We start from the raw sequence: 13,261 nt of genomic DNA, 5'->3' as shown, positions 1-13,261 counted from the left end.
CTTACGGGCCATCAGAGTTGTTGTCTGCGACGTTTACGCCGTACATTTCACCAGACCGCGGTGATCAACTGGCGCGACACCGGCGTCAATACGCACTTTCGTTGTCACGCCATCCACACTGAAGCCCTCCATCTGATCAATATATGGCGTATCCACACCGTTGAGATAAGCCACTTCAATCGTATCGGAGCCTTTGGACGCAGCCAGGTAGAAAGTGGTCTGGCTGTTATCATCAAGACGAGGCTCTGCAATAACGGTCGCAAAATCTTTCACCGGGTTAATAATACCGGCGTTAATGTCAGCCCCCTTGACACTTGAGGAGCGAATGACCTGGTTAGCAACAGACTCCATCGCCGTCGGTACCAGTACGAACGCAGGACGAATATTCAGATGACGCTCCCCCTCTTTCTGAACGCGCATCAACTGGCGGGCTTTATCCAGCGATGCCACGTCCATTTCAGCGCTCTCCAGTACGTTTGCATGTTTCGCTTTATCGAACAGACTTACATTATCTGTGGAGATTTTCGGGTTAGACGTCAGAATGGCATAAACCAGATCGGCAATAGTGGATTTCGCCGCACGGCCCAGTTTCATCGGGACATCGGTCAGCATATTCAGATCATCATTGATAATGGCCTGACGGGTGATACTGAACAGCTCGCCATAGGTCGCCAATGCAATAGTGGCCTGTTTATCTCCGGTGGTGACGTATTTATATTCCGCCCCTTCACGCACCTGACGCAGAGCACTGAAGCCCCCCATACCCACACGATGGGCAATTTTAAAATCAGACAACTGACCTTTCCGCGTCCACTGTTCATAGGTTTCAGGGGCATCTTCCCAGCCCTGCAGAATGGCTTTGTTCGCAACATCCAGCAGAATATTACCGAAGTCAGACGTACTGTGTGTGAACGCCGCACCGACCATCTGCATCGGGTTATAACTGGAAACCCCAATACCCCGTTCAGTCAGTGACATACGGGCATATTCACGCAGGGTCATCCCGTTGTAGACATTATCACGTTCGGTTTTTTCAAATCCGGCACGCGCCATCAGCGCCTGGCGGATCCCGTCCCCCACAAAATTACCGTTACCGGCATAAATATGAGCCGGGGTATTTTTATTGGATGGCGTGGACTCGCGCCCCATCTCGTTCAACAGCTTTTCGCGGGCCTGCTCCAACGAACATTCAGGATCGGCAAGACACTGAGCCTGCAGCGTCTGATAACGCCCGCCAAACATGGCAAACAGATCATTAATACCGTTTACACGCGCTTTTTGCTCTGCCAGTACCTGCGCACGGATACTGTTTTCATCCACCACGGGTGCTGCTGCCTGCACTGGCGTCCGGGAGGCTGCAGGTTCATCATCCTGTACGCGTGGAGCAGTGTTGCGTGGCGGAGTAATCATGTTTCGAATGGATTCCGGCATCTTTTTAAATTCCTCTGTACGTTTTGACTGAATACATGCCATTGCCTTAACGGCTGGCGTTACCTGATCAGCAAATCCATGTGCCAGACATTCGGCACCGGACATCCAGGTCTCATCCGCCAGCATGGCAGCAATTTCATCGGTGGTTTTCCCGGTTTTCTGTGCATAAGCGGGTAACAGAACCGCCTCAACCTTATCGAGCAGGTCGGCATAGGTGCGCATGTCCTCCGCATCACCGCCCGTAAAGCCAAATGGTTTATGAATCATCATGAAGGTGTTTTCCGGCATAATGACCGGGTTTCCCACCATCGCAATGACCGACGCCATTGACGCCGCCACACCGTCGACATAAACGGTAATGGACGCACCATGTGTTTTCAGCGCATTAAAAATGGCGATGCCTTCAAAGACATCGCCACCCGGTGAATTAATATGGAGATTAATGTGGGTGATATCGCCCAGTGCATTCAGATCACTGATAAACTGCTTCGCTGTAACACCCCAGAAACCAATCTCGTCATAAATATAAATATCCGCGTCACTCTGGTGACCAGCCTGCATCCTGAACCAGGAATTATTCTTCGGACTGGTCGTCGGTGTGCTGCGGCTCCTGTCGTTTCGTTGCGGCACTGCTGCCTCCTTTATCACTGGCCGGATCGGTATCAAATACCAGATCCAGCTTGCGGTTTTCATCAATTTCGGCCTTGCGCCGACGTTTGACATCATCCGGATTACGACCACCAGCACGTACCCAGTCTGATTCTGTCGCCGCTCCACCACGAATCTGGATTTTCCAGGCCTCAGCCTCCTTAACAGGGTCAATCCACGGCATCACTGGTCCGGAATACACCGCGGTATACAGTGAAGAACGGTCAAGATCGCGGGGTAACCTGATAACACCGGATGCCACAGCCTGTTTCAGCCAGGCACGATACATCGGGCGGGTGACGGCACCAATAAACCAGTCCTGCAGGATCAGGTAGCCATCAGTAGACTCAACCAGTTCCTGACGCTGGGCGCTGTAAGTGCCGTTATAGTTGCGTGCCGTACTGGAAAAACTCAGACGACTGCCCGCCGCCACGGCACGCAACTGACCATTACGAAAAGTTTCAAGGTTAGGATTGGGACGATCCGACTTCACCATTCCGATTTCTTCGCCGGGTTTCAGATCGTCGTAAATAATGCCTGGCTGAATGGTAAGCTCGCGTTCATTCTCCTTGCTGCCATTACCATCCGGTTCATAGCTCTGCCCGTCGCCTTTCCGGATGTACATCCCCAGAGCAGCGGCGATCCTTGCTGCAGTCAGCTCAGAATCTTCATACTCTTTCAGGGCACTGAGGCGGATCAGCACACCGGACAACAAAGACGTCCCGCGCATCTGGTGCAGACGGCGAACAAATTTAAGATGCAGCATTCGCTCTGCATCCACTTCTTTGGTTTCCATCTGCCGCCCGGATACGGGACGGCTTTTATACACCAGATATTTTTCGGGACGCCCCCAGTCATCAACAAACACGCCCTGATTCAGCCTGTTGCTCTCATCACTGGTCATGGGAATAAAGTCCGGCTCGAGCGCCTCCAGCCAGAAATGAACACCGGCAGAAGGCGTCAGGCTGTTTATGCGCCCGGAAACCATCTGGGCAAACACCTCACCATCGCGCAGCCAGGTACGCAGCATCAGACGTTCCAGCATCGGACGGGTAAACTGCCCGGTGACTTCCGGACTGACAGACCATTCACTCCATCGGGTGCGTATCTCCGCTGCCAGATCACGGGCAATGGCCCCATTGCGTAATACCGGATGTGGCTCGACAATAATCCCGTTTTTCCCCACCACCCGTTCTTCCAGCTTGTCAAATACACCAATAACCAGATCGTGGTTGTTATCAAGGTAACGGGCCTGCTCACGTAACGACACGGCCCCGTACTGGCTTAACTGGTCGGCAGTTCGGTTTTCCCGCCGGGCTTTGTGTGTCCGTGTCGTTTTTACGGCCTCATAAGCCTGGATCACCGCACGGGAACGCAGCCTTGCCGCTTTCCATCCTGGTGAAAAAACGCCAATCACATCATCAAGAATTGCCATCAGAACCTCGCCAGCCGGTACCCAGGATGCCCCCGTCGTCGTGTAATCAGAGCCGCAAGGCGGCGCTCCCACTCCTGCCGTCCCTGCCGGATCTCAGATAAGTTTTCCATGGTCATCTGCTGACCATTAAAGGTGACGGATTTTCCGTCCAGCACCGCCATTTCAGCTTCCGTATAACGCTGAATCATGGCTTCGATATCATTCTGGTTCATAACCATCCTCCGGAAGTCAGCCAGGGGTTAACATCGTCAGTTACTGTTTTCTTCCGTTTTTGTTTTTTAACAGGCGTGGATACCGGTTCCGGTGAGGGTGACGGTTCGGTACTGTCCGGGACACACTCCAGCCAGGTTTCCCGGCTCGCCCACTCCGGTGCATCCGGCCAGCGGATCTTTTCGTATCCATACAGAATGACCAGAGCCTCGGCATACACCATCAGGTCAAAAGCTTCGTTGGCACCGCGACCCGGCTTACTCCATTTCCCGTCACTGCTCCGCTCTTCATACGTCAGTTCGTCGTAAAACCAGCTCCCCAGCCAGTCAGGGAAATGCACATAGCCGGGACCTGGCGAGTCACGCCATAACGCGTTATTCACCCGGTCTTTCAGGGCATCCGTCTGAAGAAGCCAGAGCGGCACATCACCTGCGGCCTGCGCCCGTCGGCCCGTTCGTCCGGTGTTATCAGGGAATGTACGGGTGATCAGTTTTGCGCGCCGGATGCTGTCGCCCTTAAACAGGTAAATACGTTTACCAAGGCCATCACGACGGCAACGACGCCAGAATTTATAGGCATTATCAGTGACCCCGTCTTCACCGCCGGAGTCCACCGCCATTGCCATCAGTCGCATTTGTTGAGAAGGGTCGGAGGCCAGCGGCCAGCTTTTATGAAAAACATCCGTCAGCAGGACATCCCAGTCTTCCGGATAGCTGGCCGGATCAATTCGCTGGCTCTCCCCGTCGCTGTCACCGCGCAATGACTGCGTGATGTTGTAACGATCAATAATCCAGCGTTCTCCACGGCTGCCATAGCCCGTTACCTGAACCACAAAACGGCGATGACGTCCCGCCTGCACATCCACTGTCGCCACAAGGAAATTAACGCCATCCGGCACACTGCGGGAAGGAACTGGCTCTGCCCGCTGCTCAAGCAATTCACTTTTTCGTTGCTCCATGCTGGCGCGGGGAAGATAAGGTAATCCCCAGTCGGTATTGATAACCGTCTTGAGTGTCTCTTCACTTCCGGTTGTCTCGTATTCCTGTTCTGCAGTAAGCAGTTTGTAAACGAGTTGCGAGAGTGTCTGATAAGCAGCTGCCGGACCCTCCATCCAGAATGACGCAATACGTGAACGCCGGGGATCACCATAACGACTGCCATCTGCATTGATGGATTCACCATCCCGTAACCAGACCCCACGTCCGTTCAGCTCGCGTTTTTGTTCAGGCAAAATCCGTCCTGAACAGGAAGGACACTGAATATAAGCCGCCTCACTTGCCAGCACAGGATCGGCAATATCACGGAAACCAGCAACCACATCGCCGCAGGGCTGAAAATACTCACCACAGTGTGGACAGGGCCAGTACCAGCGACGGCGATCGCCACGGTTATAGAGCGACAGGATCCCCGTGGTTGGTGGAGCCTCATGCGGTGAAGTCCGTCGCCATTTCACATCCTTCACATCCCTGCCGGGGGAACTCTCCACCAGCGTCATACCACTGGACATAAATGTGGTGGTACGTTTTGAGGCAAGAGAGAAGGCATCCCCCTCACCATCAATATCTTCCGGAAAACGGTCATAATCCGTCAGCGCCACGCATTTATAATCTGATGAAGACATGATATTGACTGACGGCCAGCCGATTTTCAGGTAGTTGCCAGCAAGGAATGTTCTGTCATAAACGTTGTTGTCATTTTTGTTCGGACTCAGGCGACTGACCACTTCCGGGCTGACGCGAAACGTTCTGGCGAGTCGTTTTTTGGAGTGTTCGCGGGCTTTTTCCTCCGTCATCTGAATGATCAGCATATCAGCAGGATCGCAAATCACGTTGTAAATCACCCAGCCGTCAATCAGGCCGATAGTCTTGCCGGTTCGTGCCGGGCCAACAAATATCACTGCGTCGTATTCACGCGAGGCCAGGCAGTTCATAGGCTCAATAACATACGGTGCCACCAGCGGATCCCACGGGACTGAGTTCCCTGCCCCCATGGGCACCCGCATATACTGAGCAACGGCATCAGCAACCCGCATTCGTCTCGGTGCGCGAAGGATATAACCTGAATCGGTTCGTGCTGCCTTTGCGGTTTCCTGATGCAGCATTACTCCTCCTGCTGTAATTCCTCCTCATCATCCGCACCTGCTTCAGTCACCCGCAGGGCTATCTGATCGCGCAGATCATCAATAATGGACTGAACACGGCTCACAGCGGCAGGCTGCAGACCGCAGTCACGTTCAAGAATATCCGGTAATGTCTCCAGCACCTGCACGACCGCTTTTGCCCAGATGGCAAACTCCCGTCTGACATCACTGGCCGGAATGAGTTGAGCCGTTTCCTGTTCGAACTTAAGCCGCTCACGTTCAGACTGATACCAGGCTTTGCGCTCATGCGCGTCCATTTCGCCTTCTGCAACCGGCGGTGGTAATGCCAGAAATGCCGACACAATATCAACCACCCGATAAAGCTTGAGGTTGCTTTCATGTCCCCCTGCAACGGGTAGATTTTGCAGCCTTGCCGCAGCAGTCTGGCGATGTACACCTGACAGTGCCGCCAGTTGACTGATATTCAGCGTCAGATTTTTTAACTCTCGATCCATACCCGCTCCAGAATGTTTTAAACATGCATCTTGCGAACAACTTTAGGCAAACGGTGTTAGTGATGAACAAAAAACAATCAAAATCGACACCATAAAAATAAAACCACTGTAATATCAATCTATTACAGTGGTGGTGATGACGAATGAAATTTCAAAAACTAGCCTTTTTCCGCGACGCTCCCGCCCCGTGGCAGGCCACCCCACCGGGAGGACCCGTCAGCCTGACAGCTCTGACGAACGTCTGATACAACGCCTTGCATGAATGGCATCGGGATAATCCAGAAAGGCATAGCATCGTGCCCACAAGAATCTGTGTAAGTGTCCTGTTTCTTCCACCCCCGCACAGGACTGGCGAGCATGAGGGACAAACCCGCGAACCATAAACGCGGTAAAAACCCGGTGTGCATCGTTTTTGATTATTCCCGCACACTCGCGCAGAAGGAGTTCCCCGTCGGGCTACGGTCTCTGTTAATACGGGAATACGGCGACGATACAGCGCATGATGTGTCAGGCTTGAATACCTTTATCCGTTAAAAGGGATATCAGTTAAGTTATCCCGTGTAGGGTATAAGCCATTATCAAAGCCACTCTGTAGGGAATGGCTTTTGTAATGGCAATAAAAAGCCCCGCGAATGCGAGGCTAAATCCTGGTATTTGTAATGACTGGCTCTTATCTCAACGCAGCCCCTTACCGCGCGCAAGATGCTCAATATCAAGCATCAGCAATGAGATGTTTAATCTGGATTCACTCCAGAAGTGATCACCACCCTGTCTACAGAGCCAGATGTGAAGGATGATGAGTAAAATTATCGCTATCATCGAAGGCATTGCGTCCTGATGTATTCCTGAAGCGTTCTCAGTGCTGTTTGGTCGCGGATAATTCCGTCCCGGATACCGAGAACGTTTCGTCCAGCAACTGGAGAGAGTTCGACGGTGGCATCATTGCCCATGCCGGAGGCGCTGGAGGTTTCGGCTGAGGATGGCACAGGGCATTTTCCTTTGACGAACACCCGACCACCATTATCAAGCTTGCGCCGAAGAGCATCATTTTCAGCTTTCGCATCAGCTAACTCCTTCGTGTATTTAGCATCGAGTGCATCAGCAGAACGCTGGCGCTGCTGCATGTCAGTAATGGTGGCGGTCGCCTGCTTCAGCTCACTGACTTTTTTATCTCGCTGTTCTTTGTAGGCGATGGCGTTATCACGGTAATGATTGACCGCCCACGACAGGCAGACGATGATGCAGATAACCAGAGCGGAGATAATCGCGGTTACTCTGCTCATTGTTGCCCCCATAAACAGACTTCACGCTCAATCTCACGACGAGTCATCAGGCCTTTCCATTGCTTACCGCCAGCGTATGTCCAGCGACGTAGCTGGTCACATGCGCCTTTGATATCGCCCTGGTTTATTTTGCGAAGAAGCGTCGATGTTCTGAAATTGCCAGCACCCACGTTGTAGACGAACGAGTAAAGAGCGCCGCGCGTTGTTTCCGGTATATCGACTTTGATGTACGGGTTAATTTGTCTGGCAACCGTGGCAAGGTCTTTATTCAGGAGGGCTTTGCATTCTGCTTCGGTATACGTTTTACCGAGCATGATGTCTTTTCCGGTGTGTCCGTGACATACAGTCCATACGCCAACGATATCTTTGTATGGTATGTAGCTGACACCTTCCAGGCCATCGTCACCACTTGGGCCAGTGATTAACACTGATGCTATAGCAATTGCTCCGCCACCAATAGCAGCAGCAACTGCTTTTCGTAATGATGGAGGCATTATTCACCTCTCGCAGCCTTGCGCTTATCTTCTTTAATCTTGAAATAAAGGTTTGTCAGGTACGTCAGCAGGCCAAATACCAGGCTACCCAGCACACCTATTGCTGCCCACTGTGAGGGCGTGACTTTATCGAGCAGCTGTAAAAACCAGTAACCGGCACTACCTGCTGAGGTGCCATAGGCGACACCCGTTGTTAACTTATCCATGGATTTCATAACCCCACCTCGCAGATGCGGGTGCTGTGTAATGGAAATAAAAAGGCCACCTGCGTGGCCACCAGATTATTTCCCCACCAGCTCGTTTATCTCTTTCACTGTCTGGTTAAACCGCTCTGACTCAAGCTCAACACCTAAGGCCCGACGCCCCAGCGCCATTGCTGCTTTTATTGTGGAACCGGATCCCATAAAAAAATCAGCAACCAGATCACCAGGTCGACTACTGGCATTGATTATTTGCCTGAGCATATCCGCCGGTTTCTCACACGGATGTTTCCCCGGGTAGAACTGAACGGGTTTATGCATCCAGACATCGGTATAAGGCACGGAGACTGATACGGAGAAATAGCGCCGGAGAGATTTAAACTCATCCAGCAATTCAGAATATTTGCGATTCAGTGAATCATAAGATGCCACCAGCTGGTGGTGTGGTTGTTCCAGTTGTTGTTCCTGAAACTTCTCTGCCGCTATACGGGAAAACAGTGCCTGTAACTTCCGATAGTCAGCCTCATTCGGCAACTGCCACTGACTGGCACCAAACCAGTGGGAAACCATATTTTTCTTACCTGTGGCTTCGGCAATTTGTTTTGCCGTTATACCCAGTTCGGCACGAGCATCCCTGAAATACGATATCAGCGGTGCCATTATGTGCTGTTTGAGTTCCCTTTCTTTTGCTGCATAGCCGTCACTTTTGCCGCGATATGGCCCCTGGTAATGTTCAGCAAACAGAACGCGCTCTGTGGCAGGAAAATATGCGCGCAGACTTTCTTTATTACACCCATTCCAACGTCCGGACGGCTTCGCCCAGATGATATGGTTAAGCACGTTGAAACGTTCACGCATCATGATCTCAATATCAGATGCCAGGCGATGCCCACAGAACAGGTAAAGGCTTCCGGCAGGTTTTAACACCCGCCAGAACTGGGCCAGACAGTGGTCCAGCCACTTAAGGTAATCTTCGTCCCCTTTCCACTGATTGTCCCAGCCGTTGGGTTTCACCTTGAAGTACGGCGGATCGGTAACAATCAGGTCAATGGAATCATCAGGCAGGGACTGAATAAAATGCAGGCAATCAGCGTTGATTAAATCAACACTGTTTATTTTTACAGTATCTTTCATGGATCAGTAAGCGTAACTCTGGTAGGCTCACTCTGCTTTTGCGCTAAAGCAGTGGGCCGTGGTTCGCTTGTGACCAGTAAGCATGAGCGAATGGCTGGCAGGTGCTACCAACACCCACCAGCCGCCCATTTTCACAGCAGGAAACCGCCATTACTGGCAGCGTCTGAATTTATTCCCATACCCGCCGTTATCCTTCGCCAGCCCCGCCAGAACTAACTGAGTCAGTATTAACTGGCACCGGGCTTCGCTTACTCCGGTAGTTCTCGTCATCATGCGTGGCGTTACCCACTTGTCAGCAGGTAGGAAATGAAGGACTACGGCGGCGGTTTCTGTCATATCTTGCTGTTTTAGCATGTCTTTTTCCCTTCTGGTTAACATGACATACCAATAACTCTTGTCTAAAAAGCCAGCAAGATAAAAAGCCAGTATTCACGACCACCAGCGTGTTTACTGTACTGCACCAGGTTTACAGGTACAAAAAAACCGCTCAACTGCGGTTTTAAGGAAGGAGTCGAAGTAACCACTCTTAACATGATACAATTATTTTTGCGGACCGCGTAAGCGTTTATATAGTGTCAACATGCAAAAGATGACACTATATGTTGACAGCAGAAAAAATTTACATTTAAACAGTGCAAAATTTGTTGACAACGCAAATGTCAATAGTTAATTATTGCGTCACCAGCTCAGCACTGTTCGTAGATAATATTTAGGGTCTACTCAACGGTTCTGAGCTTTTTTTGTGAGTTTTTCAATGAAGAAAACAGCAGTCTTGATTGACGGCGGCTACTTCATCCGTCGGATTGATTACTTTCTACGAAAACATTTCCCTGGGCATGAGTTAGACAGCCAACAACTTGTTAAAATAATCTGGCGAATTGTTAAATTTCATGTAGAGGTTCCACATGGTGCTCACGCTGACCGTGAACCACTTGAGCTTTACCGTATTTACTATTACGACTGCCCGCCGCTTGATAAACAGATTAAGTATCCTTTGCCTGATGGAGACAACAAAACCCCATCAACTAAAAACTTCAAGACACATGCTCCGAATGTTTTACGAAACAAGCTTCATGAGGAGCTAAGGAAGAATCGTAAAACGGCACTTCGTATGGGTGTTCTTTCAAACGTCGGCAACTGGCAAATAAAAGAACATACTCTTAAGAAACTATTACGTAATGAAATTCAATGGTCTGAGTTAACTAACGACGATTTCTACTACGAATATAAACAAAAAGCCGTCGATATTAAGCTTGGTATGGATATAACTATCCTTGCTCATGAGAAACTAGTTGATGTGATCGTCCTGATTGCTGGCGATGCTGATTTCGTTCCTGCCGCTAAACATGCCCGTATAAAGGGTGTGGATTTTATCCTCGATCCAATGAACCAACAAGTTCCTCCCTCACTGGCAGAGCACGTCGATGGAGTGCAATCGAGCAACATTGTTGTTGCAATTGCTGATATTTGCAGAATCGTCCCAACAGTAAAACCTGATTGGTGGGACGATTATATTGACAGACGCAAAGAGAAAAAACTCAATCGTCAAAAGAAAACAAAATCATCTAAGAACGAGCCCAAGAAAAAAACACTTCAATCTGAAACATCCCCGGCTTAAGCCGGGGTTTCACTAATCCATTTCAAGTTTAACATCCAGAATTGAAAGGCATCCATCAATAAACCCCTCAGCCATCTGTATCTCAATGCGTATTAGTTTCTCATCCTTTCCACGCGCCTTTGCAATCTTACGCTTGGATATTCTGTATAAATAATGTGCCACAAGAAGCGAATGCTCATCAGGTCTTTTTTGCTTTAGACGTGCAAGACAACCTTCAATAATTAATGCATCACTATCTGAACAAGCCTGACGTGTTTTGCTTGTATAGGGAAGAAGCCCTTTAAACCCAGCAGCTATAGGAGAATAATCTACTCCTGAACTATCACTCGCCGCCCATGCTCCCCAACGATCCAGAACCATCTGAATATCACGCATCACCTTTCTCCGAAAAAATCAGGCCAGCACGCCAATTGCCAGCGCGCGATCGATAAAACGAAATATCAGCTCCAGCTGGGAACCATACTTCTCTTCAAATGCCACGGTATCCGCATGCAGCTCGTCGTGATGCTTTCTGCACAAAGGCAACACAAAGAGGTCATGCGCTTTTGTAGCCATTCCACCCTGACCGTGGCCTATCAGGTGGTGGGGATCATCAGCAGGCTTTCCACAACATGCACACGGCTGTGTCTTAACCCAGCGTGTGTACTTTTCATTAACCCAGCGGCGACGTTTTGGGCGTAACATAAAAGACTCCGGCGACTCCGGATCCACTTTCAGCGCCAGCACCTTTTTCGCCTTATCCTGGATGATGCTGGTGGCAGGAACCGAAGGCACAAGGTCACTTTCCCGGGTGACAGACGGCACAACAGGCTTCGGTAATCTCAGTGCCTTACGGGCTGCACTTTCCGGTAAGGCATCCGCCAGGTCATTACGAATCAGCCACCAGCACAGTTCCGGCATTGTCACAACGTGACTGTCATCAAAACCGAGATCCCGACGCACAACAGACAACACCCAGCGGGCACAGTTATCCGTTGCCATTGATTCCAGCCGTTCCGTGAACTGATCACGCAGCTGGTTATCGCAGTGCCAGCACAGACGGATTGCGCCCGGCGCGTGTCGCATTGTTGTCATGTTCTCGCTGTGCCAGTCGGAATGAGGCCACTGACAGCTCTTTTCACGAAGTAACCAGCTTTCAAGACATTCCACGCCACCAGCACGACGGATCACCGCTTCATTGCGGAACACAGCCCGAACGGCAGGATCATCCGCCAGCGGTTGTGATGCCGCCGGAACGGCACCACTGGCGAAAGATGAATAACGTTCCGGCTCAGGCTCCAGCAGGACACGCCCCTGCATAAACAGGGGCATCAGCTCTGAACCTGGTCTGAACAATACGATCCCCATACGCGGGGCAATTTCAGGGGTCAGTAGTGCTCTCACGGTCACCTCAATGAACGGTATCGAGCAGCTTTAACAGCTCAGGGAATCGGGATTCGAAGAAGTGCGGCTGCGTCTCGCGCGGATTTGCAGGACTGGTGATGTTCTTGCCGAACATGCAGCCTTTCGCCGTCAGCGACCAGAATTTTTTGATGTTGTTAATCGCGGTACGGCTGTATCGTTCGCGTTGTTCAACGATCCCCAGCTTCACCATCTGGTGATATGCCTGATTAGCCGTCAGGCGGATACCATACTGCTTCAGCAGTGCACTCAGCGACAGCGTAGGGCGACTTGAGCCATCTGGCGCGTCAGCAGGAGCATCAATGGCATAGCGAGGTGCCAGATTCGGTAAGCCAACAGCCTCCTGGAGTTTCTGACAGGCACCAAGCACTGAAGAGTTAGACAGGTTTAACTCCCTGCGCATAAAGTCCAGCAGAATCACTCCAGCCTGCATCTTGTCAGCAGCCTGCCCGGATAATTTTTCCGGTGCGCTGGTTACCATATCGAAAGTACGGATCACCTTCAGATGGAATGACGGGCTGATCCACATTGCATAGGCATACACCAGTTCTTTGCAGACATACGTCCCCTGGTTATTTCCGCCATTAATGACGCTAACTGGTTGATTTTGTTCCAGAGGCGGAATTCCACCCTCGGTGAAAAGTTGTTCAATCAATTCACAGGTTTGCTTATTGGAGAGCCAGTATTTCGGGCGGTTTTTTTGTTCTCCCCCGGCTGCCCTGTGCAGATCGTTCAGGCTGTAACGCCCATAAGCATCACGGCGAACTTCAATACCATCAATAACCATCAGATTATTCATACTTCGTTTCTCC

General features: G+C 50.8%; 15 protein-coding genes. 1 reads left to right on the top strand and 14 read right to left on the bottom strand.

Annotated elements, in window-relative coordinates; genetic code table 11:
* Window positions 1–33 precede the first annotated feature (33 nt).
* From ABVN36_RS01825 to ABVN36_RS01775, 11 genes are all read right to left on the bottom strand, one after another.
* Entirely contained in the window at window positions 34–2,061 is a 2,028-nt protein-coding gene (locus tag ABVN36_RS01825) for a ClpP-like prohead protease/major capsid protein fusion protein (RefSeq protein WP_065311213.1), read from the bottom strand.
* Complete coding sequence (locus ABVN36_RS01820) at window positions 2,006–3,514, bottom strand: phage portal protein (protein WP_000985953.1); 1,509 nt, start codon at window positions 3,512–3,514, stop codon at window positions 2,006–2,008. The genes ABVN36_RS01825 and ABVN36_RS01820 overlap by 56 nt, the downstream gene beginning before the upstream one ends.
* On the bottom strand, window positions 3,514–3,726 hold the full coding sequence (locus ABVN36_RS01815) for a hypothetical protein (RefSeq protein ID WP_001072975.1): 213 nt from the start codon (window positions 3,724–3,726) through the stop codon (window positions 3,514–3,516). Before ABVN36_RS01815 ends, ABVN36_RS01820 begins: the two co-directional genes overlap by 1 nt.
* Complete coding sequence (locus tag ABVN36_RS01810; RefSeq protein WP_023138551.1) at window positions 3,723–5,825, bottom strand: phage terminase large subunit family protein; 2,103 nt, start codon at window positions 5,823–5,825, stop codon at window positions 3,723–3,725. The genes ABVN36_RS01815 and ABVN36_RS01810 overlap by 4 nt, the downstream gene beginning before the upstream one ends.
* Window positions 5,825–6,319, bottom strand: coding sequence for a DUF1441 family protein (locus tag ABVN36_RS01805; RefSeq protein WP_000373425.1), 495 nt, complete (start codon window positions 6,317–6,319; stop codon window positions 5,825–5,827). Before ABVN36_RS01805 ends, ABVN36_RS01810 begins: the two co-directional genes overlap by 1 nt.
* A gap of 675 nt (window positions 6,320–6,994) precedes the next feature.
* Window positions 6,995–7,147 (bottom strand): hypothetical protein, encoded by a 153-nt coding sequence (locus ABVN36_RS01800; RefSeq protein WP_001139680.1) that lies wholly within the window; start codon window positions 7,145–7,147, stop codon window positions 6,995–6,997.
* Complete coding sequence (locus ABVN36_RS01795) at window positions 7,135–7,602, bottom strand: lysis protein (protein ID WP_001341210.1); 468 nt, start codon at window positions 7,600–7,602, stop codon at window positions 7,135–7,137. Before ABVN36_RS01795 ends, ABVN36_RS01800 begins: the two co-directional genes overlap by 13 nt.
* Window positions 7,599–8,096 (bottom strand): lysozyme RrrD, encoded by a 498-nt coding sequence (gene rrrD / locus ABVN36_RS01790; protein WP_001135251.1) that lies wholly within the window; start codon window positions 8,094–8,096, stop codon window positions 7,599–7,601. Before rrrD ends, ABVN36_RS01795 begins: the two co-directional genes overlap by 4 nt.
* Window positions 8,096–8,311, bottom strand: a complete 216-nt coding sequence (gene essD / locus ABVN36_RS01785; RefSeq protein WP_000839596.1) for a phage lysis protein EssD — start codon at window positions 8,309–8,311, stop codon at window positions 8,096–8,098. Before essD ends, rrrD begins: the two co-directional genes overlap by 1 nt.
* 66 nt (window positions 8,312–8,377) lie before the next feature.
* Window positions 8,378–9,430, bottom strand: coding sequence for a site-specific DNA-methyltransferase (locus ABVN36_RS01780; RefSeq protein WP_023138550.1), 1,053 nt, complete (start codon window positions 9,428–9,430; stop codon window positions 8,378–8,380).
* A 150-nt stretch (window positions 9,431–9,580) separates the two neighbouring features.
* Window positions 9,581–9,784, bottom strand: coding sequence for a hypothetical protein (locus ABVN36_RS01775; RefSeq protein WP_000917730.1), 204 nt, complete (start codon window positions 9,782–9,784; stop codon window positions 9,581–9,583).
* A gap of 400 nt (window positions 9,785–10,184) precedes the next feature.
* Here ABVN36_RS01775 and ABVN36_RS01770 point away from each other — a divergent pair, with 400 nt between their 5' ends.
* Window positions 10,185–11,048 (top strand): NYN domain-containing protein, encoded by an 864-nt coding sequence (locus tag ABVN36_RS01770; protein WP_023138549.1) that lies wholly within the window; start codon window positions 10,185–10,187, stop codon window positions 11,046–11,048.
* Window positions 11,049–11,060: 12 nt separating this feature from the next.
* Here ABVN36_RS01770 and ABVN36_RS01765 read toward each other — a convergent pair whose 3' ends face one another.
* The 3 genes from ABVN36_RS01765 to ABVN36_RS01755 are packed head-to-tail and all read right to left on the bottom strand — an operon-like array spanning window position 11,061 to window position 13,248.
* Window positions 11,061–11,426, bottom strand: a complete 366-nt coding sequence (locus ABVN36_RS01765) for an antiterminator Q family protein (RefSeq protein WP_077908626.1) — start codon at window positions 11,424–11,426, stop codon at window positions 11,061–11,063.
* Window positions 11,427–11,441: 15 nt separating this feature from the next.
* Window positions 11,442–12,431: a DUF968 domain-containing protein gene (locus tag ABVN36_RS01760; RefSeq protein WP_033903617.1), complete on the bottom strand. Its 990-nt coding sequence runs from the start codon at window positions 12,429–12,431 to the stop codon at window positions 11,442–11,444.
* Window positions 12,432–12,438: 7 nt separating this feature from the next.
* Window positions 12,439–13,248 carry a KilA-N domain-containing protein gene (locus tag ABVN36_RS01755; RefSeq protein ID WP_001061380.1) on the bottom strand — a complete coding sequence of 270 codons (810 nt, stop codon included), beginning with the start codon at window positions 13,246–13,248 and terminating at the stop codon, window positions 12,439–12,441.
* Window positions 13,249–13,261: the final 13 nt, after the last annotated feature.

Source organism: Salmonella sp. SJTUF15581 (assembly GCF_043356775.1).
GTDB lineage: Bacteria > Pseudomonadota > Gammaproteobacteria > Enterobacterales > Enterobacteriaceae > Salmonella > Salmonella enterica.
This window is presented reverse-complemented; position numbering and strand designations above follow the sequence as displayed.